The organism is Sphingopyxis bauzanensis (assembly GCF_002205675.1).
GTDB lineage: Bacteria > Pseudomonadota > Alphaproteobacteria > Sphingomonadales > Sphingomonadaceae > Sphingopyxis > Sphingopyxis bauzanensis.
Genome location: NZ_NISK01000002.1, coordinates 70,474 through 89,239, shown reverse-complemented (window position 1 = coordinate 89,239; position 18,766 = coordinate 70,474). Strand labels below are relative to the sequence as shown.

Sequence of the window (18,766 nt, the reverse complement as noted above, 5' to 3'; positions counted from 1 at the left end):
GCGGCACCTACGCGCCGGATAATCGCCCGCAGAATTTTTTTCGTTCATGTGTCGATTTCGATAAAGCTCGTTCGTCGTGACGATACGAGGCCGATATTGGTCCGGTTTTGCAGGAGACAGAAAATGCGTGTGATGGTGTTCGTAAAAGCGACCGAGGACAGCGAACAGGGCATGCAGCCGTCGGCTGAGCTGAGCCAGATGTTCATCGACATGGGCAAGTTCAACGAGGAACTGGTCAATGCCGGCGTGCTGGTCGCCGGCGATGGGCTGAAGCCCTCTTCGTTCGGCAAGCGGGTCGCGTTCGACGGTCCCGGCCGCACCGTCATCGACGGACCTTTCGCCGAAACGCGCGAACTGGTCGCCGGATACTGGATCTGGGAAGTGAAGGACATGGACGAGGCGGTCGAATGGGTGAAGCGCTGCCCCAACCCGATGTTCGGCCCCAGCGAGATCGAGATTCGTCCCTTCTATGAAATGGAGGATTTCGTCGATGTGATCCCCGACGAAGCCGCGGCGATCCACGACGGCGTGGGCGAGAAGCTTGCGAACCGCTAAACCCCTCGTCCGCCCCGCCATGCGCCGCGCACCGTAGCGCATGGCGGCGGACCCCACCCTCCGGGCGACCGAGGCGGTTTTCCGCATTGAGCGGGCCAGGCTGATTGCCGGGCTGGCGCGGCTGACCCGCGATGTCGACCGAGCCGAGGAGCTGGCGCAGGATGCGCTGCTTGTCGCAATGACCGAATGGCCCTCCAGCGGCGTTCCCGCCAATCCCGGCGCCTGGTTGATGGCCGCGGCGAAGCGGCGCGCCATCGACGGCATCCGGCACGCCCAGATGCGGGAGCGCAAACATGCCGAGATCGCTCGCGAACTGGACGAGGAGCAGGGCATGAGTGCCGACGCCCTTGAGGCTGCGCTGGACGATCCGCTGGGCGACGAACTGCTCGGGCTGATCTTTGCCGCGTGCCACCCGGTAATCGGACCCGAGGGGCGCGCCGCGCTGACGCTGCGGCTGGTCGGCGGACTGACGGTAGAGGAAATTGCCCGGGCGTTCCTGTCGAACGAGGCGGCGATTGCGGCGCGGATCACCCGGGCCAAGAAGGCGATTGGGAAAGCCGGGGTCGCGTTCGCGGTGCCGCGAGGCGCCGAGCTGGCGGTGCGGCTGCCGTCGGTGCTCGAGGTCGTCTATCTGATCTTCAACGAGGGCTATGCCGCGACTGCGGGGCTGTCGCTGGTGCGGCCGCCGCTCTGCGGTGAGGCGCAGCGGCTGGGGCGCATCCTGGCCGGGCTGATGCCCGAGCAGCCCGAGGTGCTGGGGCTGCTGGCGCTGATGGAAATACAGGCGTCGCGGCTGGCGGCGCGCGCCGGGCCCGACGGCCAGTTCGTGCCGTTGACCGAGCAGAACCGGGCGCGCTGGGACCAGCTGCTGATCCGCCGCGGGCTGAATGCGCTGGCGCGGGTCGAGGCGCTAGGCGGCGCCGACGGGTCTTATGCGTTGCAGGCGGCGCTCGCGGCGTGCCACGCCCGGGCGCGGCGGGCCGAGGACACCGACTGGCGGCGGATCGCCGCGCTGTACGACCGGTTGCGGCAGGTGATGCCGTCGCCGGTGGTCGAGCTGAACCGCGCGGTCGCGCACAGCATGGCGTTCGGCCCCGACGCCGGGCTGGCGCTGGTCGATGCGATCGCCGACGCAGCGGCGCTTCGCCACTATGCGCCGTTGCCCGCCGCGCGCGGCGACTTCCTGTTCCGCGCCGGGCGCCGCGCCGAGGCGAAGGCGCAGTTCGAAGCCGCGGCGGCGCTGGCCGGCAATGACCGCGAACGCGACTATCTGCTGCGACGCGCCGCCGACTGTTAATAGCCCCCTTCTGACCCCGGGGCGCGGTAGAAGCGGTGCCGGGTGACGGCGCCGTCGATCAGGCTTTTCTTCAGTTTCTTGCGCATCTTGTCGGCGCCGTCGGGCGAGACACAGACCAGGCGGGTGCCGCCGTCGGGCAGGGGCTCGATCGCGCTGATGATGACCCCCGCGCTTTTGCACAGCGCGGTTACTTCGGCCTCGGGCAGCGTGACGTTCATCGCGCGGCTCATGACGTGGCGGCGCCCGGCGCCATGGCCCGGATCGCGGCGGCGACCTGTTCAAACCCCTCGGCGCTGGCGGTGGCGAGCGCGAGCGGGCGGCCGCCGAGCGCGGCATTTTCGCTGTTGAGGAAGTCGACCGCCGCGTCGCGCCCGCCCATGGTCAGGAAGGCGAGCTGGCTGATGTCGCCCTGTCGCTTGGCATCGTCGCGGGCAAGCGGGGTCCGGTTCTTGCGGAAATAGTTGTTGGTGCGCGCGCGGGCGGGCGCCGCGTCGTCGGCAGCGTCGGTGCTGGCTGGTTTGGCAGGCGCAGCGGGGGCGGGCGCCTTGCGGACGGGCGGATTGACGGGTTTGGCTCGGCTGTTCATCGGGCGCGGCTCCTGTTCGGGTAAGCGGGAGCGCGCAGGTCTCTCAGCCGCGGCGGCCTAAGGAAAAATCGGAACCGCGATCGGGATGATATGGGAACGCCAATCGCCGATTGTAAGATGGCGGCGGCACCCCGGCCATCGTCGGCGCTCGGACCGTTCGTCGATGGCCCCTTGCCACTCGTCGAATGGCGGCCAATCGCCCCGGCGACCCATGGCAATGAAAAGGCGTCGATTTTCATACTGTTCCAGATGTCGTGCCCGACCCATTTGCACGGCGCGCATGGTTCGGGCGTTTTTCGGACGAGGAGACATATCGCCGACTAAAATCTTTCGCCCCCGGCGGCGGTCATCGCCGGACTGACCAGCGGCACTGCCCCTTCGGTTCCCCCAACGAAGGTACTCTCCCATGAAGATTCCCCGATCCTTGCAGCGCGGCGCCGCCGATGGTGGCTGCGATTGCCTGCCGCGCGCCGATGCGCCCAGCGGCGACGCGCCGCCCGGCGCCGTCCCTGCGACCACAGAATCCCTGACCACGTACATTCTGCGATACCGCGACGCGTGGTTGGGGATGGGAAAGCGCGTGGCGTTCGAGGCGGCCGACGTCGCGGCGGCGCTGGCGATGATCGCGCGCGAGCCGATCGGCGATTGGGCCGAATTGCTCGTCGATGGCGCGGTGATCTGTCGCCGCGGCCATGAACCCGGCGGCGCCCACGATTATTGGGTCGCCGATTAGGGTCAGCCCGTCATGCGCTGTCGCCCGAAAGCGATGGCCTGCTGATCGCCCCCAGCGTCATTGGCGGCGACGTTGCGCTAAAGGCTTCTCCGTCAGTCCTTCGGACTACCCCCCATGACCTTCGGTCACAGGGAGGGACCGCTTGGGGGCTCGGCTTGTCCTGTCGGGGCCTCGGTTCGGCAACCCCGCGTTGGCCAGACCGGCGGGGCGCTGTCTATGGTGGGATTTCACCCATCGACAGGAGACAAGCCATGAAAAAGCCGTTCGGCTTTATCGCATCACTGTGCCTTGCGGGCGCGGTGGTTTATGCCGGTCCCGCGCTGGCGGTGCAGGCCAATCCGGCGCCGACCCCTGCGCCCGCCCCGACTGCGTCGCTCACCCCCGGCACCAATGTCCATGACTCGGCGGGCGAGGTGGTGGGCAAGATCGCGCAGGTCGAAGGCGGCAAGGTTGCGGTGGCGGTCGGCGATCGCGGCATCGTCGTTCCCGCCAACGCCTTTGTCCAGACGCCCAAGGGTCCGGCGCTCAATGTGACCAAGGCAAAGCTGCTCGCATCGGTGGCGCAGGCCGCAAAGGAAAATGACGCCGCGGTCGGCGCTGCGTTGAAGGTCGGCGCCGATGTGCGCAGCGCGGGCGGCAGCGCGGTGCTCGGTCAGGTGAAGGCGGTCGCGGCGGACAGCGCGCTGCTGACCACCGGCGCGGGGGATGTGACGGTGCCGCGATCGGTGCTGTTCGTATCGAACGCCGGGCTGGCGACGACGCTTTCGGCGCAGCAGTTTGCGACGGCGGTTGCGCAATCGAAGGCTGCGGCGGCGCCAGCGAATTGATCTTCGGTCGGGGCGCGCGAACGCGGGCCTAGGCCCCGTTCGCCGCTGAGAGGGTCCGCCCAATGGCTGGTGGCAGGGCGGCGGCGTTGCGCTTTTGGCCCTTCGTCAGTCCTGCGCCTGCGGCGCAGTTTACCCTGAGCGCCTGCAAGGCAGTCGAAGGACACTGCCACCTCCCCATGGCCTTTGGCTACAGCGCGGATCGGCTAGCCGCCTAGCTGCTTGCCCATGCGGATCAGGGGGACGCTCGCGCCGTTGGGGCCGGGCGCGTTTACCCGTTCGATGGGGATGTAGCCGCTGGCGCGGTAAAGGGGTTCGCCCGATAGCGTGGCCATCAGCTCGGTGCGGGTGAAGCCGGCCTGCTGCGCGGCGGCTTCGCAGAGCGCCATTACCATGCGACCGACGCCCTGCCTTGCGAAATCGGGGTGGGTGTACATAGCGCGGATGCGGGCGGCGTCGGTGGTGGGGCTGAGCAGGGCGGGGTCGCGCAGGGCGGCGGCGTGGTCGCCGCCGTAGAGTGTCGCGCGGTGCGACCAGCCGCCGCAGCCCGCGATCTGACCATCGGCCTCGATGACGAAATAGGTGCCGTCGGCGATCAGCTGGGTGTCGAGGCCCATGACGGCGTGGCTGGCGGCGATCTGTGCGTCGTCGAGGAAGCCCTTTTGCAGTTCGGCGATCGCGAGCGCCATCACCGCGCGCAGCGCGTCGAGGTCCGACGGCTGCGCGAGGCGGTGGCAGAGCGGCATCGCGCGGTCAGGCGCCGTTGGCGGCGCTCAGGATCGCGCGCACGCTGGCGGTCGCGACGTCGGTGTCGAGGCCGCAGCCGAAGACGCTTTTGCCGTCGGGGGTGCGGCATTCGACATAGGCAGCGGCTTGCGCGGTGCTGCCCTGGCCGATTGCGTGCTCGCTGTAATCGACGATGTCCATGACCGGGCCGCCGGACTCGGCGAGCGCGGCGATGACGCTGCTCATCAGGCCGTTGCCGCGGCCGCTGACGCTGCGCGGGGCGCCGTCGATGGTGAGCTTGCCAGCGAAGATGCGGTCGGCTCCGGCGTGGCTTTCGGACCAGTCGACGAGCTGGAATCTCTTGTCCTCGACCTTGAGATACGCAGTTTCGAACGCGCCCCAGATGTCGTCGGCGGTCAGCTCGCGGCTGGTTTCGTCCGCCAGCGCCTGCACCACGTGGCTGAAGCTGGCCTGCATTTTCTTGGGCAGTTTCAGCCCCTTGTCCTGTTCGAGCACCCAGGCAACACCACCCTTGCCCGACTGGCTGTTGACGCGGATCACCGCTTCGTAACTGCGGCCGAGGTCGGCGGGGTCGATGGGCAGGTAAGGGACTTCCCAACGTTCGTCATTCTGGCGCTCGCGCGCGGCGAAGCCTTTCTTGATTGCGTCCTGATGGCTGCCCGAGAAGGCGGTATAGACCAACTCGCCGCCATAGGGGTGGCGCGGGTGGACGGGGAGCTGGTTGCAATATTCGACCGTCGCGATGACTTCGTCGATGTTCGAGAAGTCGAGCCCGGGGTCGACCCCCTGCGTGTACATGTTGAGCGCGATGGTGACGAGGCAGCTGTTGCCGGTGCGCTCGCCATTGCCGAACAGGCAGCCCTCGACGCGGTCGGCGCCCGCGAGCAGGCCGAGCTCGGCGGCGGCGACGCCGGTGCCGCGGTCGTTGTGGGTGTGGAGGGAGATGATCGCGCGGTCGCGGCCGGGCAGGTTCTTGCAGAAATACTCAATCTGGTCGGCGTAGATGTTCGCCGTCGATGCCTCGACCGTGGCGGGCAGGTTGAGGATGATCGGCTTGTCGGTGGTGGGTTGCAGGATGTCCATCACCGCAGCGCAGCACTCGATGCTGAAATCGAGTTCGGCGGTCGAGAAGGTTTCGGGGCTGTACTGGAAGCGCCAGTCGGTGCCGGGGAGGCGCGCGGCGTTGTCGCGCAGCTGCTTGGCGCCCTCGATCGCGATCGCCTTGATCTCGGGCATCTCCATGCCGAACACGATGCGGCGCCAGGCGGGGCTGACCGCGTTATAGACGTGGACGATCGCGGTTTTCGCGCCGGCGAGGCTTTCGAAGCTGGTGCGGATGAGGTCGGCGCGGCTTTGGGTGAGCACCTGCGGGGTGACGTCGTCGGGGATGCGGCCCTGCTGGACGAGGCCGGAGATGAAGTCGAACTCGGTCGCGCCGGCACTGGGGAAGCCGACCTCGATCTCTTTCAGGCCGATGCGGCAGAGGAGGTCGAAGAAGCGCGCCTTTTTCTCGGCATCCATCGGGTCGATGAGCGCCTGATTGCCGTCGCGCATGTCGGTGGACAGCCAGATCGGCGCGGCGGTGGTGACGCGGGTGGGCCATTCGCGGTTCGCCAAGGGAACTTGTGGGAAGGCGCTGTACTTGACCGAAGGGTCGCGGAGCATGGTCATGGGATTGGTCTTCTGCTGGTCGGTTGCGATGATGTCGATCGGACCCTTGAGCGGGTGGCCGCGACTAACGCGCAGCCAGTGTCACGCCCAAGGGCGTGTAAGTCGCAGAAGAAGAAGGGCGTTGCCGTGCATGGCGCCCTAGTGATGCAAAATGTCGCGCTTGACAAGGGGGGAGTGGGAAAATTGCAGGGCAATCGCTTCAGATGAACGGACTGGTGTTGATTGAAGTGTTATGATTCAGACGATGCTCCATATGCTGGGAGCCATTGATGTCTGGATTGCCATCGTCGCGTTCGATACTCGATCATTTTTCTGCGCTTCGTGATCACCGGGAGCAGTGGCGGGTTTTGTATCCGCTTCGCGAGGTCTTGCTTTTGGTGCTTTGCGCGACGCTTTCGGGGATGGAAGATTTTGTCGAGATCAGGCTGTGGGGACAGCACCGGCTCGATTTTCTGCGCCGTTTTCTGCCGTTTGCGCACGGGATACCAGCCCACGACACCCTTAATGATGTCATTAACGGGCTTGATCCCGAGCTGTTCAAAACCTGCTTTGCGACCTGGGTCGAGGCGCTGCGCGACGAGGCACCCGATATCATCGCGATTGACGGCAAGACGTCGCGGCGTAGTCACGCGAGGAGCAAAGGCCGCGCGCCGCTGCACATGGTTTCAGCCTGGGCGTCGCGCCAGCGGCTGGTGCTGGGCCAGGAAGCGGTAGACGCAAAATCCAACGAGATCACCGCGATCCCGTTGCTGCTCGAAGGGACTGTCATGATTTCCGTGTGCGGGCTGGCGGTTGAACATTAGGCCGCCATGGCCCTGATAAAGCGCTCGCCGAAGATTACGGCGAACTGGGCCTTTGCCATGCTCCACTCACGTGGCGGCATTTTCCACTCTTTTTCGGATCGGTTCAAGACCAGATAGAGCAGCTTGGTGGCCGCCTCGTCGCTTGGGAAGTGTCCCCTGGCTCGGACCGCGCGCCTGAGCTTCGAGTTAAGCGCCTCGATGGCATTGGTTGTGTAGACGATCCTGCGCACTTCGTCAGGGAACGCAAAGAACGGGATGACCTCGCTCCAGGCGCGCCGCCAGCTCTGGCCGATAGCGGCATAACGCTGGCCCCAGGGACCGGCCTCGAACGCCGTCAGCGCCTTTTCGGCAGCGTCGGCATCTGTCGCACGGTAAATCTCCTTGAGTGCGGTTGCCAGCCCCTTGCGGTCTTTCCAGGACACGAAGTCCATGGAGTTACGCAGCAGGTGGACAATACAGGTCTGGACTATCGTCTCCGGGAACACCGCGGTGATCGCATCAGGGAAGCCCTTCAAGCCGTCGACGACGGCGAGAAGGATATCTTCGACGCCGCGGTTCCGTAGTTCGTTCATCACCCGCAGCCAGAACTTGGCGCCTTCGTTCTGTTCGAGCCACAGGCCCAGAACCTCTTTGCCGCCATCGGCGCGGACGCCGAGCGCGATATGGAAGGCCTTGTTGCGGACCATGCCTTCATCCCGGATCTTGACCCGGATCGCGTCGAAGAAGACCAGCGGATAAATCGGGTCAAGCGGCCGCTGCTGCCAGGTGGCGACCTCGTCGAGGACCGCATCGGTCACCGTGCTGATCAGATCGGGCGAGACGTCGATACCGTACAGATCGCGCAGGTGCCCGCTGATCTCACGCGTGCTCATGCCCCGAGCGTACATCGACACGATCTTATCATCAAACCCCGGAAAACGGCGCTGATACTTGGCAATCAACTGCGGGTCGAAGCGGCCATGCCGGTCGCGGGGCACGTCGATCTCGAGCTTGCCGGTGTCCGTCGTCACCGTCTTGCGGCCGTAACCGTTGCGGCTATTGCCAGCCTGCTCATCGTCGCCCAGATGATGATCCATCTCGGCATTGAGCGCCCGTTCGGCCAGCGCTTTCTTCAGCGTATCGAGCAATCCGCCTTGATCCAGCGCTGCAGCTGCGTCGCTGCCGGCCAGCAGTTGATCCAGAAGATCTGCCGGGATCACCGGCTCTTTGCGTCGTGACATAGTGAGACTCCTTCTTACCCATTATGCCAGCCCACACACGGAAATCATGACAGTCCCCTGCTCGAACGGCTGGAACTGACCGGTGCGCTCGTCACCATCGATGCGATCGGAACACAGGCCGCGATTGCCGAGACCATCGTGGCGCGCGGCGGAGATTATTTGCTCGCGCTGAAGGGCAACCGTCCGGCGCTGTTTGCCGATGTCGTGGCGTTCTTTGCCGATCCGCCCACCGATATGACCCTGTCGGCGCACACGACAACCGACGCCGATCATGGCCGCATCGAAGAACGCCGCCACAGCGTCTGTCACAACACACAATGGCTGTTTTCCGACCGTCGCTATCCTGATGAACCCCATTTTCCCCATCTCGCGATGATCGCCATGGTCGAAAACCATGTCGAACGGGAGGGCCGCAAAAGCACCGAACGGCGCTATTACCTCTCTTCTGTCAAACTCGATGCCCAAGCCTTCGCCGCCGCAGTCCGCGCCCATTGGGGCATCGAAAACCGGCTCCACTGGGTGCTCGACGTCGTCTTCCACGACGACCTCACAAGACTGCGAACCGGATCAGGACCCCAGAATATGGCGGTCGTCAAACACATCGCCATGAACCTGGTGCGAAATCCAAACGACAAACACAGCCTCAAAGTCCGCAGAAAACGAGCCAATCTCGACCCCGATTACCTCGAAACACTCGTCACTCAACGACAACCGTTAATCTGAAGCGATTCCCCTGGGGAAAATTGCGTGGGCTGGGCGTTATCCCTTCACCCACTCGACCGCGGGGTCGTTGAAATCGAGGACATCGGCGAGCTCGTACACATTGGGATAGCCATAGCCGACGAGGTTGATGAAGGTCTGGATATTGAGCGCGAGCGCGACCGATTTGACCGGCACCGGGGCAACATTGTTGCGGAAATTATTGTTGCAGTAGATGAGGATGGGGCGATCGGGGTTGGCGCCGATGACCGCGGCGAGTCTGCCCGCGGTGAAATCGGTGAGCGGCAGGTTGACCGCGCCCTTGATATGCCCGCGCTGGAAGGCGCTGGCCGAGCGGGCGTCGAGGAGCAGGACATCGGGCTTCGCGGCTTCGGCCTTGAACGCGGCGAAGGCGAGCAGGCGGGTAGCGCGCTGCGGCGCGACGCTGGCGGTGAGCGCCTGGAAGGCGGGATAGTCGATCTGGGGGTTGGTTTGGCCGAGCGCGGGGGCGGCGATAAGCGCAGCGGCGAGCAGCAGGGTACGCATGATGGTCCTCCCTAAGATGGAGGGAGGTTAGGCCGAGGTTGCTGGCTGCGCGATGAACCGAAAAATGGCGCCGGACCGCGAGGGGGTCGCGATCCGGCGCAGGCAGGGGGCCGGGAAAGTCGCGGCGGGGCGAGCGTCAGGCGGCTTCGCTCTCCGCGTCGTCCTCGTCCCACGGCTCGAAAATCTCGTCCTCGATCATATTGTCGATCGCGTGGACGCGCACGGCGATCAGCCAGTCGGCGAGCGGGCCTTCCCACGCGGCCTCGATCTGGGTCAGTGCGCCTCGATCACTGCCGGCGTCGCTGCCCGCGGGGCGATCGCCGACGAGGTCGAAATCCTGGACGCCGTCCTCGGGCGGGGTGCTATAGACATGCGGGTCAAGCCGGACATTGGCCCAGCCCGCGGTGGGGATGAGGCCCTCGGCCTCGACGGTCAGCAGCGGATTTTCCTCGTCGCCGCCGATGGAGGCGTTCACGTCGACAATTTCGCGTACCAGTTCGCTCATCACACGGGCTCCTCGCAAAAGGGGGCGGGACCGGTGAAGATCCCGCCCCGGCTTTTACGCGGTGCGTGTGACAGATTTGGGTGTGTTGAGGCCGCGCTTACTGTTTTTCGAACGCGGCGTGGATTTCGAGTTCGACCTCGTCGCTGACCGCGGGGATACCGTAGGCGATGCCGAAATCGCTGCGGCGGATCTTGCCCTCGGCCTCGAAACCGATCGTCGCTTTCTTGTTATAGGGATTGGTCCCGGCGCCGTGAAAATCGACGTCGAGGGTGACCGGCTTGGTGACGCCGTTGAGGGTGAGATTGCCGGTGACCTTGGCCTCGTCGCCGTCGTCGTCGAGCACGACGCTGGTCGAGACGAATTTGGCGTCGGCGGGGGCGGCGCCGAAGAAGTCGGGCTTGCCGCCGTCCTTGCCTGCACGGAGCAAATGGCCGGTCAGGCCGCTGCTGGCAGTGGTGACCTTGGCGACGGGGATCGTGACATCGACCTTGGACGCGGCGGGATTGGCGGGGTCGATGACGAGGGTGCCGGTGACGTCGCCAAAGATGCCGGTATATTTGCTGAAGCCGAAATGATCGACTTCCCAAACGACCATCGTGTGACCCGCGTCCGCGGCATAGGTGCCCGCGGCGACGCGCGCCTTGTCGGGGGCGCCGGGGACGGTGGGGGCGTTCTGGGCGATGACGACGGGAACCGCGACGACGGCGAGCGCGAGGGCGGCGAGGGGAGCGATACGGCGCATGAATGGGATCTCCTGTTGGGGGCGGTCAGGCTAGGCGCGCGGGCGGTGCCGCGTCAATCCGCCCACAGGAAACGCAATGTTTCGCCGACGGGTTCCGTCAAGGCGCGCGGCGCGCCTCGAACCACTCGCGCAGCGCGGCCGAGGCGCAGCCGGTGAAGCCGTAGCTGCCGACCGGCGAGCAGCTGTTCGGGCGCGTGGAGCGGGCGATATTGTCATACCCCTCGACCGTCGAGGCCCAGCTGCCGCCGCCAATGGCGACGTCTTCCTTCAGCTCTTCGCGCAGTTCCTTGGGGACGCGGTAGCGCTCGGATTCGGGCTGCTGCGCGCAGACGATGATCTCGTCGCCGACGGGTTCGGGGCAGGGATCGTTGCCGAAGGTATAGAGGACCGAGGTGCGCTGCGGCGGCTGCGCCGATTGCGCGAGGCTTTCATCCTGCGCAGCGGCGGGCGCAGCGAGCGCGGTGAGCAGCGGGAACAGGAAATAGAGCGGCTTTCTCGTCATCGGGCGTCGTGCCTCCAAAAGCCTCTCCCGCCATCGGTGATAGGCGGGCTAGATGAACCTAAGCCTAACTGCCGAGCCGAGCGGGCGTTGCATCGTCTTGCCGCGCGCCCCACATCGACGATCGAAGGAGCCGATTGTATGCCGAGCGTTCGGATTGCCCATGACCTGCCGCGCGCCGAAGTGCGCCGCCGCATGGCCGCGCGGGCCGACGATCTGGTCAAGCTGATCCCTGGCGGACTGGGGCGGGTCGAGCATCGCTGGGAACATGAAGACCGGATGGATTTTGTGATCCACGCGATGGGGCATAGCATCGCGTCGACCGCGATGGTCGAGGATGCGGCGCTGGTCATCGATTTCGATCTGCCCGCCGGTCTGGGGTTCGTGCGGCCGATGATCGAGGGGATCATCCGCCAGGCGGGCGACAAATTGCTGCTGGAGAAGCGCTAGGACAGGCGATCGAGGGACAGCGTGATCCCATCCCACACCTGCGCTAAATCCTCTGCCGTGATGCAATAGGGCGGCATCACATACAGCGTGTTGCCGAGCGGGCGGAGGAGGACGCCGTGGTCGCGGTAAAAGGCGATGAGGCGCGGCGCGAGGTTCGAGAGATAGCCCGAGTCCGGCACGACGATGTCGAGCGCGGCGATGGTGCCGAGGCGGCGCGGGTTGGCGACGCGCGGGTTGTGGCTCAGCAGCGACAGGTGCGCGGCCTGGGTGTGGGCGAGGGTGTCGATGCGCTGCTGGACGGGCTCGTCCCGCCAGATTTCGAGATTGGCGTTGGCGGCGGCGCAGGCGATGGGGTTCGCGGTGTAGCTGCTGGAATGATAGAAGGCCTTGCTGCGGTCGGTCGAGAGATGCGCGGCGAAGATCGGTTCGATGCAGAGCGTCACCGCAAGCGGGAGCGCGCCGCCGGTCAGCCCTTTCGACAGGCAGACGATGTCGGGGATGACGCCCGCCTGATCGCAGGCGAAGCGGGTGCCGGTGCGGCCCCAGCCGGTCATCACCTCGTCGGCGATGAACAGGACATTGTGACGCGCGCAGATGGCGCGTATTTCGGCGAGCACCCACGCGGGGTAGATGAGCATACCCCCGGCGCCGAGGATGAGCGGTTCGACGATGAAGGCGGCGGGGAGCTGGGCACATGCGGCTTCGAGGGCGTCGAGGCTTGCCTGCTCGCGGCCCACGTGCGGGAAGGGGATGGTGCCGACGTCGAAGAGCAAGGGTTCGTAAGGCTTGTTGAACACGCCGCGTTCGCCGACCGACATCGCACCGATCGTATCGCCATGATAGCTGTGTTCGAGGACGAGGATTTTGCTGCGCGCCTGCCCGACGTTCGTCCAATAGCCGAGCGCCATTTTGAGCGCGACCTCGACGCTGGTCGAGCCCGAGTCCGAGAAGAAGACTCGAGTGAGCGGGTCGGGGGTGATGCGGATCAGTTCGGCGGCGAGCGTCTCGGCGGGTTCGTGGGTCCAGCCGGCGAAGATGAGCTGGTCGAGCTTCTCGGACTGGTCGCGGATTGCGGCCATGATGCGTGGATGGGCGTGGCCGTGGGTGGTCACCCACCAGCTGGAAATCGCGTCGATCCAGTGGTTGCCGTCGGCATCGTAGAGGCGCGCGCCTTCGCCGCGGGCGATCAGCGGAATCGGGTCGTCGAGGCCGTGCTGGGTGAAGGGGTGCCAGATGGGGGCAGGATTTGTTGTCATCACGTCTCCCTATACTCCTTCACCACCGCCGCGAAAGCGCGCGGCCAGCTTTCTTCGTGCCTTTTCTCCGCGCCTCTGCGCCTTTGCGTGAGCCTCAAAAAATCTCACGCAAAGGCGCAAAGGCGCAAAGAAGAAAAACTAGATCTCCGCTTTCGCGGAAATGACCGGGTTAGTTGAAATCTGCGACGTTGAAGTTCGCGTTGAACGCTGCCGCCAGATTATCCGGGGTCAGAGCGTCGAGGATTGGCAGGCGGCCGAGGCGGCGGACGCCGCTGAGTTGCGAGATGATCGCCTCGCTGTCCTCCACGGCATCGCCGAGGAAGGCGAGGCCGTGGATGGGCACGCCGCGCGCCCGCAGCGCTTCGATCGTCATCAAGCTGTGGTTGATCGTGCCGAGCGCGGTGCGGGCGCAGATGATGACGGGGATTTGCCAGCGGGCGAAGAGGTCGGCGTAGAGCGTGGTGCGGGTGACCGGGACCAGCGCGCCGCCGGCGCCTTCGACGATGAGGTCGCCGGGGGGCGGAGCGAGTGCAGCAACGTCAATCGTTACGCCGTCGATCTCGGCGGCGATATGCGGCGAGGCGGGGGTGTTCAGGCGATAGGCTTCGGGGAGGATGGATCCTCCTTGCGGCGAAGCCGTGGGGAGATGGCAGCCCTCTTCGCCTGCCTTGCAGGCGCTCAGGGTAAACTGCGCCGCGGGCGCAGGACTGACGGAGGGGCTTTGGGGCGAGGTTGTCGCCCCTCCACCGCTCGCTTCGCTAGCGGTCCCGCAGGCGCTGCGCGCCCTCTGCGCCTCCCCCATGCTTTGCACAGGGAGCAGTCGGGCAACGGTCTCGCTGTCGGTTTCGTCCTCGAGGCCCGACTGGACCGGCTTCCAATATGGCGCACCCGTCGCGCCTGCGAGTGCGGCGGCAAAGATCGTCTTGCCGATGCCGGTGTCGGTGCCGGTGACGACGAAGCGGGTCATGCCGCGGCCATCGCTTGCGCGAGCGCGTCGGCCATTTTGTCGATGTCGGCTTCGTCGACGTTGAGGGTGATCGCGATGCGCAGCCTCGCCGTCCCCTGCGGGACGGTCGGCGGTCGGATACCGCGGATGTCGAACCCTGCGCCCTGCAGCGCCCCGGCGATGCGCATCGTGCGCTGGTTGTCGCCGATGATCACGGGCAGGATCTGGGTGCCGCTGGCGGGGATGCCGAGCGGCACGAGGCGTTCGGCGGCGTGGCGGATGACGGCGTGCAGGCGTGCCTGCCGTTCGGGCTCGTTCGCGACAATCTCGATCGCCTGGCGGACGAGCCACGCCATGAGCGGCGAGGGTGCGGTCGAGAAGATGAAAGGGCGGCCGCGGTTGACGATGAAGTCGGTCGCGATGGCGGGGGCGCAGAGCAGCGCGCCTTCGCAGCCGAGCGCCTTGCCGCAGGTGTGGAGGGTGATGAGGTTGTCGCGGCGCCGCAGCGCGTGGGCGAGGCCGGCGCCGCCGGGGCCGAAGACGCCGGTGGCGTGCGCTTCGTCCACCACCAGAATGGCGTCGTGGCGGTCGGCGACCGCGGCGAGGGCGTCGAGCGGAGCGCGGTCGCCGTCCATGCTGTATAGACTTTCGACCGCGATCCACGCGGTGCCGCCGCCGCCGCCGGCGCGCCAGCGGGTGATGATATCGTCGAACGCCTGCGCATCGTTGTGCGCGGCGGCGACGGTCCCGGCGCGGCCGAGCTTCATGCCGTCGTGCGCGCTGGCGTGGATCAGCTCGTCGTGGACGACAAGGTCACCGCGCTGGGGGAGGGTAGCGAAGAGTGCGGCGTTGGCGGCGAAGCCGGTGGCGAAGTAGAGCGCGGCCTCGCTGCCATAATGGCGCGCGGCGTGGGCTTCGAGCGCTTCATGTTCGGGGTGGTTGCCGCGCAGCAGGCGCGAGCCGCCCGATCCGGCGGGCAGGCCGCGCGCGATGCCCGCAGCGAGGGCGGCGCGCAGCGTGTCGCTATCGGCGAGGCCGAGATAGTCGTTTGAGGCGAAATCACGGCCGGTGCGCGCGGCGAGCGCACGGCGGCTGCTTTGAACCGCGAGCGCGTCGAGATCGGCGCGGTGGGTGTCGAAGGGATGCCGCATTTTTTCCTCGCTTCGTCATTGCGAGCGGAGCGAAACAATCCAGGGCGGCTTGTCCCGCTCTGGATTGCTTCGTCGCTACGCTCCTCGCAATGACGAGGTTTAGTTCTTCGCTTTGTCGACCAGCTGGTTCTTGGCGATCCATGGCATCATTGCGCGCAGTTCGCCGCCGACTTTTTCGATCGGATGCGCGGCGGCAGCCTTGCGGCTGGCTTTCAGTTCGGGCTGGCCGGCCTGGTTGTCGAGGACGAAATCCTTGACGAAGCGGCCCGACTGGATGTCCTGCAGGACGCGCTTCATTTCCTTCTTGGTTTCTTCGGTGATGATGCGCGGGCCGGTTTTGATGTCGCCATATTCGGCGGTGTTGCTGATCGAATAGCGCATGTTGGCGATGCCGCCTTCATAGAGCAGGTCGACGATCAGCTTGGTTTCGTGGAGGCATTCGAAATAGGCCATTTCGGGGGCGTAGCCCGCCTCGACCAGCGTTTCGAAACCCGCCTGGATCAGGTGGGTGATGCCGCCGCAGAGCACCGCCTGTTCGCCAAAGAGGTCGGTTTCGCACTCTTCCTTGAAGGTTGTTTCAATGATGCCGCTGCGGCCCCCGCCGACGGCACTGGCATAGGAGAGGGCGAGCGCCTTGGCATAGCCGTTGCCGCTATTGCCGGTCGCTTCCTGCGCGACCGCGATCAGGCAGGGCACGCCGCCGCCCTTTTGATATTCGCTGCGCACGGTGTGACCGGGGCCTTTGGGGGCGACCATGAAGACGTCGATGTCGGGGCGAGCTTCGATCAGGCCGAAGTGGATGTTGAGGCCGTGGGCAAAGGCGAGCGCTGCGCCGGGCTTCATGTTGGCGGCGAGATCATCGGCATAGATCTTCGCCTGAAGTTCGTCGGGGGCGGCGATCATGATGACGTCGGCCCATTCGGCGGCTTCCTTGTTGGTCAGCACCTTGAAGCCGGCGGCTTCGGCCTTTTTGGCGGTCGCTGAACCGGCGCGGAGCGCAATCGCGACGTCGGCGACGCCGCTGTCGCGCAGGTTCTGCGCATGGGCATGGCCCTGGCTGCCGTAGCCGACGACGGCGACCTTCTTGCCCTTGATCAGATCCTGGTCGGCGTCGCGATCGTAATAGACTTGCATGTTTTCTTCCCTGTAGTTTTTTCGTCATGCCGGATTTGATCCGGCATCCATGGACCCCGGATCAAGTCCGGGGTGACGATGGTTGAGACCCTAAACGTAAACTCTAAACCGCCTCCGCTCCGCGAGCGATCGCGACGACGCCGGTGCGGCCGACTTCGACCAGCCCGCATTCGCGCATCAGCGCGATGAAGCGGTCGACCTTGTCGCTCGTCCCGGTGATTTCGAAGATGAAGCTGCTGAGTGTCGTGTCGACGACCTTGGCGCGGAACACGTCGGCCATGCGCAGCGCCTCGATGCGTTTGTCGCCGCTGCCCGCGACCTTGACCAGCGCGATCTCGCGTTCGACATGCGCGCCGCCGTCGGCGAGGTCGGTCACCGAATGGACGGGGACGAGCCGATCGAGCTGCGCAATGATCTGATCGATCACGGCGGGCGGGCCGCTGGTGACGATGGTAATCCGCGACAGCGCATGATCGGCGCTGATGTCGGCGACGGTCAGGCTTTCGATATTATAGCCCCGCGCCGAGAACAGCCCGGTGATCTTGGCGAGAATGCCCGCCTCGTTATCGACGGTGACGGCGAGCACATGGCGCTCACCCGCTTCGGTTGTGATTTTCATCGGCTTAGACCAGTGCTTTCGCTTCGTCGTCCATCGTGCCGACGATGTCGTTCGGCTGGAGGATCATGTCGGTGTGCGCGGCGCCCGAGGGGATCATCGGGAAGCAGTTGGCGAGCTGCGCGACGCGGCAGTCGACGATCACCGGTCCCGGCGTGCCCAACATCGTCTGGATGCCGTCGGCGAGTTCGCCGAGCGTGTCGATGCGCAGCCCGGTCCAGCCATAGGCGTCGGCGAGCTTCACGAAATCGGGCAGGCTGTCCGAATAGCTATTTGAATAGCGGCTTTCGTAGGTCAGTTCCTGCCACTGGCGGACCATGCCCATCCACTGATTGTTGAGGATGAAGATCTTCACCGGCAGGCGGTACTGGCTGACCGTGCCCATTTCCTGGATGTTCATCTGGAGCGAGGCTTCGCCCGCGATGCAGATGACGAGGCGATCGGGGTGCGCGATCTGGGCGCCGACCGCGGCGGGGAAGCCATAGCCCATCGTGCCGAGCCCGCCGCTGGTCAGCCAGCGATTGGGGCTGTCGAAATGGAAATGCTGCGCCGCCCACATCTGGTGCTGGCCGACCTCGGTGGTGATGATCGGGTCCATGCCGCGGGTGGCGTCGAACAGGGCCTTGACCGCGCGCTGCGGCATGATCTCGGCGCCATCCTCTTTCTTCTCGGGAAAGTCGAGGCAGCGCGTCGCGCGCCAGCCGTCGATGCGGCGCCACCATTCGCCGAGGTCGCGGGCTTTGTGGCCCTTGTCGGCCCACGCCGCGATCAGCGCATCGAGCGCGCGGCCGGCGTCGCCGACGACCGCAAGATCGACGGGGACGATCTTGTTGATCGAGCTGCGATCGATGTCGATGTGGATCTTTTTGGAATCGGGCGAGAAAGCGTCGAGGCGGCCGGTGACGCGGTCGTCGAAGCGCGCGCCCACGGCGATGATCAGGTCGGCGCGGTTCATCGCCATATTGGCTTCATAGGTGCCGTGCATGCCGAGCATGCCGAGCCATTGGTCATCGTCGGCGGGGAAGGCGCCGAGCCCCATCAGGGTCGAGGTGACCGGCGCGCCCGTCAGCGCGACGAGCTGACGCAGCGCTGCGCTCGCATCAGGGCCAGCGTTGATGACGCCGCCGCCGGTGTAGAAGATCGGGCGCTCGGCCGCGGCGATCATCGCGATGGCGGCGGCGATGGCCTCGGCATCGGGATCGACCTGCGGGCGATAACTTTTATGGTCGATCCGGTTGGGGATCGAATAGGTGCCGGTCGCGACCTGGACGTTCTTGGGGATGTCGATGACCACCGGGCCGGGGCGGCCGTGGGTCGCGATATAAAAGGCCTCGTGCAGGATCGGTCCGAGCCGGTCGGGGTCCATCACCAGATAATTATGCTTGGTGCAGTGGCGCGTGATGCCGACGGTGTCGCATTCCTGAAACGCATCGGTGCCGATCAGCGTCGTCGGCACCTGCCCGGTGAGCACGACCATCGGAATGGAGTCGAGCAACGCATCGGTGATCCCGGTGACCGCGTTGGTCGCGCCGGGGCCGGAGGTGACGAGGACGACGCCGGGTTTGCCGGTCGATCGCGCATAGCCTTCGGCGGCATGGGTCGCGGCCTGTTCGTGGCGGACGAGGATGTGCTTGATCGTCGGGTGCTTGAAGAGCGCGTCGTAAATCGGAAGCACCGCGCCGCCCGGATAGCCGAACACTGTATCGACGCCAAGGTCGACCAGCGCCTGCACCACCATGTCGGCACCGCTCATTTCCGTCACGACGAAACTCCTTTCAACACAAAA

The 18,766-nt window shown here is 65.8% G+C and carries 20 protein-coding genes and 2 pseudogenes; 7 read left to right on the top strand and 15 right to left on the bottom strand.

Annotated elements, in window-relative coordinates; translation table 11 throughout:
• Positions 1-123: 123 nt before the first annotated feature.
• Both CDQ92_RS06960 and CDQ92_RS06955 read left to right on the top strand, forming a co-directional pair.
• Positions 124-483: pseudogene (locus CDQ92_RS06960) on the top strand (YciI family protein); the annotation flags it as partial.
• 112 nt (positions 484-595) lie between these two features.
• Positions 596-1,852: an RNA polymerase sigma factor gene (locus CDQ92_RS06955; RefSeq protein WP_088440710.1), complete on the top strand. Its 1,257-nt coding sequence runs from the start codon at positions 596-598 to the stop codon at positions 1,850-1,852.
• On the opposite strand, the gene CDQ92_RS06950 is transcribed toward CDQ92_RS06955, so the two are convergent.
• Positions 1,849-2,082 (bottom strand): hypothetical protein, encoded by a 234-nt coding sequence (locus CDQ92_RS06950; RefSeq protein WP_088440709.1) that lies wholly within the window; start codon positions 2,080-2,082, stop codon positions 1,849-1,851. The genes CDQ92_RS06955 and CDQ92_RS06950 overlap by 4 nt on opposite strands.
• Entirely contained in the window at positions 2,079-2,438 is a 360-nt protein-coding gene (locus CDQ92_RS21425; protein WP_088440708.1) for an antitoxin Xre/MbcA/ParS toxin-binding domain-containing protein, read from the bottom strand. Before CDQ92_RS21425 ends, CDQ92_RS06950 begins: the two co-directional genes overlap by 4 nt.
• 406 nt (positions 2,439-2,844) lie before the next feature.
• Between CDQ92_RS21425 and CDQ92_RS06935 the strand changes: the two genes are divergently transcribed.
• A complete protein-coding gene (locus CDQ92_RS06935; RefSeq protein WP_144035699.1) occupies positions 2,845-3,171 on the top strand; it encodes a hypothetical protein in 327 nt (108 codons plus the stop codon).
• A 251-nt stretch (positions 3,172-3,422) separates the two neighbouring features.
• Complete coding sequence (locus CDQ92_RS06930; RefSeq protein WP_088440705.1) at positions 3,423-3,998, top strand: hypothetical protein; 576 nt, start codon at positions 3,423-3,425, stop codon at positions 3,996-3,998.
• Between the two features lie 203 nt (positions 3,999-4,201).
• On the opposite strand, the gene CDQ92_RS06925 is transcribed toward CDQ92_RS06930, so the two are convergent.
• Both CDQ92_RS06925 and leuA read right to left on the bottom strand, forming a co-directional pair.
• Positions 4,202-4,741 (bottom strand): GNAT family N-acetyltransferase, encoded by a 540-nt coding sequence (locus tag CDQ92_RS06925; RefSeq protein ID WP_088440704.1) that lies wholly within the window; start codon positions 4,739-4,741, stop codon positions 4,202-4,204.
• Between the two features lie 7 nt (positions 4,742-4,748).
• Positions 4,749-6,413, bottom strand: a complete 1,665-nt coding sequence (gene leuA / locus CDQ92_RS06920; protein ID WP_088440703.1) for a 2-isopropylmalate synthase — start codon at positions 6,411-6,413, stop codon at positions 4,749-4,751.
• A 269-nt stretch (positions 6,414-6,682) separates the two neighbouring features.
• On the opposite strand from leuA, the pseudogene CDQ92_RS06915 reads away from it, so the two are divergent.
• Positions 6,683-7,171: pseudogene (locus CDQ92_RS06915) on the top strand (ISAs1 family transposase); the annotation flags it as partial.
• A gap of 41 nt (positions 7,172-7,212) precedes the next feature.
• On the opposite strand, the gene CDQ92_RS06910 reads toward CDQ92_RS06915, so the two are convergent.
• Positions 7,213-8,436 carry an IS256 family transposase gene (locus CDQ92_RS06910; RefSeq protein ID WP_088439555.1) on the bottom strand — a complete coding sequence of 408 codons (1,224 nt, stop codon included), beginning with the start codon at positions 8,434-8,436 and terminating at the stop codon, positions 7,213-7,215.
• Positions 8,437-8,493: 57 nt separating this feature from the next.
• Here CDQ92_RS06910 and CDQ92_RS06905 point away from each other — a divergent pair, with 57 nt between their 5' ends.
• Positions 8,494-9,159 (top strand): ISAs1 family transposase, encoded by a 666-nt coding sequence (locus CDQ92_RS06905; protein ID WP_201792047.1) that lies wholly within the window; start codon positions 8,494-8,496, stop codon positions 9,157-9,159.
• Between the two features lie 36 nt (positions 9,160-9,195).
• Here the strand turns inward: CDQ92_RS06905 and CDQ92_RS06900 are convergent, their stop codons facing one another.
• The 4 genes from CDQ92_RS06900 to CDQ92_RS06885 form a co-directional block, all read right to left on the bottom strand.
• The gene (locus CDQ92_RS06900; RefSeq protein WP_088440702.1) at positions 9,196-9,681 is read right to left on the bottom strand and encodes a rhodanese-like domain-containing protein; all 486 of its coding nucleotides are present in this window, start codon (positions 9,679-9,681) and stop codon (positions 9,196-9,198) included.
• A gap of 136 nt (positions 9,682-9,817) precedes the next feature.
• Positions 9,818-10,186, bottom strand: a complete 369-nt coding sequence (locus tag CDQ92_RS06895) for a hypothetical protein (protein WP_088440701.1) — start codon at positions 10,184-10,186, stop codon at positions 9,818-9,820.
• A gap of 97 nt (positions 10,187-10,283) precedes the next feature.
• Positions 10,284-10,928, bottom strand: coding sequence for a YceI family protein (locus tag CDQ92_RS06890; protein ID WP_088440700.1), 645 nt, complete (start codon positions 10,926-10,928; stop codon positions 10,284-10,286).
• 97 nt (positions 10,929-11,025) lie between these two features.
• Positions 11,026-11,430 (bottom strand): hypothetical protein, encoded by a 405-nt coding sequence (locus CDQ92_RS06885; RefSeq protein WP_088440699.1) that lies wholly within the window; start codon positions 11,428-11,430, stop codon positions 11,026-11,028.
• Positions 11,431-11,568: 138 nt separating this feature from the next.
• On the opposite strand from CDQ92_RS06885, the gene CDQ92_RS06880 reads away from it, so the two are divergent.
• The gene (locus tag CDQ92_RS06880) at positions 11,569-11,877 is read left to right on the top strand and encodes a polyhydroxyalkanoic acid system family protein (protein WP_088440698.1); all 309 of its coding nucleotides are present in this window, start codon (positions 11,569-11,571) and stop codon (positions 11,875-11,877) included.
• On the opposite strand, the gene CDQ92_RS06875 is transcribed toward CDQ92_RS06880, so the two are convergent.
• The 6 genes from CDQ92_RS06875 to CDQ92_RS06850 all read right to left on the bottom strand — a co-directional run bounded on the left by CDQ92_RS06875 (position 11,874) and on the right by CDQ92_RS06850 (position 18,742).
• Positions 11,874-13,133 carry an adenosylmethionine--8-amino-7-oxononanoate transaminase gene (locus tag CDQ92_RS06875; RefSeq protein WP_088440697.1) on the bottom strand — a complete coding sequence of 420 codons (1,260 nt, stop codon included), beginning with the start codon at positions 13,131-13,133 and terminating at the stop codon, positions 11,874-11,876. The genes CDQ92_RS06880 and CDQ92_RS06875 overlap by 4 nt on opposite strands.
• A gap of 169 nt (positions 13,134-13,302) precedes the next feature.
• Entirely contained in the window at positions 13,303-14,100 is a 798-nt protein-coding gene (gene bioD / locus CDQ92_RS06870) for an ATP-dependent dethiobiotin synthetase BioD (protein WP_088440696.1), read from the bottom strand.
• Positions 14,097-15,230, bottom strand: a complete 1,134-nt coding sequence (locus tag CDQ92_RS06865; RefSeq protein ID WP_088440695.1) for an 8-amino-7-oxononanoate synthase — start codon at positions 15,228-15,230, stop codon at positions 14,097-14,099. Before CDQ92_RS06865 ends, bioD begins: the two co-directional genes overlap by 4 nt.
• A gap of 99 nt (positions 15,231-15,329) precedes the next feature.
• A complete protein-coding gene (gene ilvC / locus CDQ92_RS06860) occupies positions 15,330-16,364 on the bottom strand; it encodes a ketol-acid reductoisomerase (RefSeq protein WP_088440694.1) in 1,035 nt (344 codons plus the stop codon).
• A gap of 103 nt (positions 16,365-16,467) precedes the next feature.
• Positions 16,468-16,983 (bottom strand): acetolactate synthase small subunit, encoded by a 516-nt coding sequence (gene ilvN / locus CDQ92_RS06855; protein WP_088440693.1) that lies wholly within the window; start codon positions 16,981-16,983, stop codon positions 16,468-16,470.
• Between the two features lie 4 nt (positions 16,984-16,987).
• Entirely contained in the window at positions 16,988-18,742 is a 1,755-nt protein-coding gene (locus CDQ92_RS06850) for an acetolactate synthase 3 large subunit (RefSeq protein ID WP_169714548.1), read from the bottom strand.
• Positions 18,743-18,766: the final 24 nt, after the last annotated feature.

Bases quoted from the DNA above. Each gene is read 5' to 3' on its own strand.
- CDQ92_RS06955 (WP_088440710.1), top strand. From the start codon at position 596: ATGGCGGCGGACCCCACCCTCCGGGCGACCGAGGCGGTTTTCCGCATT.
- CDQ92_RS06950 (WP_088440709.1), bottom strand. From the start codon at position 2,082: ATGAGCCGCGCGATGAACGTCACGCTGCCCGAGGCCGAAGTAACCGCG.
- CDQ92_RS21425 (WP_088440708.1), bottom strand. From the start codon at position 2,438: ATGAACAGCCGAGCCAAACCCGTCAATCCGCCCGTCCGCAAGGCGCCC.
- CDQ92_RS06935 (WP_144035699.1), top strand. From the start codon at position 2,845: ATGAAGATTCCCCGATCCTTGCAGCGCGGCGCCGCCGATGGTGGCTGC.
- CDQ92_RS06930 (WP_088440705.1), top strand. From the start codon at position 3,423: ATGAAAAAGCCGTTCGGCTTTATCGCATCACTGTGCCTTGCGGGCGCG.
- CDQ92_RS06925 (WP_088440704.1), bottom strand. From the start codon at position 4,741: ATGCCGCTCTGCCACCGCCTCGCGCAGCCGTCGGACCTCGACGCGCTG.
- leuA (WP_088440703.1), bottom strand. From the start codon at position 6,413: ATGACCATGCTCCGCGACCCTTCGGTCAAGTACAGCGCCTTCCCACAA.
- CDQ92_RS06910 (WP_088439555.1), bottom strand. From the start codon at position 8,436: ATGTCACGACGCAAAGAGCCGGTGATCCCGGCAGATCTTCTGGATCAA.
- CDQ92_RS06900 (WP_088440702.1), bottom strand. From the start codon at position 9,681: ATGCGTACCCTGCTGCTCGCCGCTGCGCTTATCGCCGCCCCCGCGCTC.
- CDQ92_RS06895 (WP_088440701.1), bottom strand. From the start codon at position 10,186: ATGAGCGAACTGGTACGCGAAATTGTCGACGTGAACGCCTCCATCGGC.
- CDQ92_RS06890 (WP_088440700.1), bottom strand. From the start codon at position 10,928: ATGCGCCGTATCGCTCCCCTCGCCGCCCTCGCGCTCGCCGTCGTCGCG.
- CDQ92_RS06885 (WP_088440699.1), bottom strand. From the start codon at position 11,430: ATGACGAGAAAGCCGCTCTATTTCCTGTTCCCGCTGCTCACCGCGCTC.
- CDQ92_RS06880 (WP_088440698.1), top strand. From the start codon at position 11,569: ATGCCGAGCGTTCGGATTGCCCATGACCTGCCGCGCGCCGAAGTGCGC.
- CDQ92_RS06875 (WP_088440697.1), bottom strand. From the start codon at position 13,133: ATGACAACAAATCCTGCCCCCATCTGGCACCCCTTCACCCAGCACGGC.
- bioD (WP_088440696.1), bottom strand. From the start codon at position 14,100: ATGACCCGCTTCGTCGTCACCGGCACCGACACCGGCATCGGCAAGACG.
- CDQ92_RS06865 (WP_088440695.1), bottom strand. From the start codon at position 15,230: ATGCGGCATCCCTTCGACACCCACCGCGCCGATCTCGACGCGCTCGCG.
- ilvC (WP_088440694.1), bottom strand. From the start codon at position 16,364: ATGCAAGTCTATTACGATCGCGACGCCGACCAGGATCTGATCAAGGGC.
- ilvN (WP_088440693.1), bottom strand. From the start codon at position 16,983: ATGAAAATCACAACCGAAGCGGGTGAGCGCCATGTGCTCGCCGTCACC.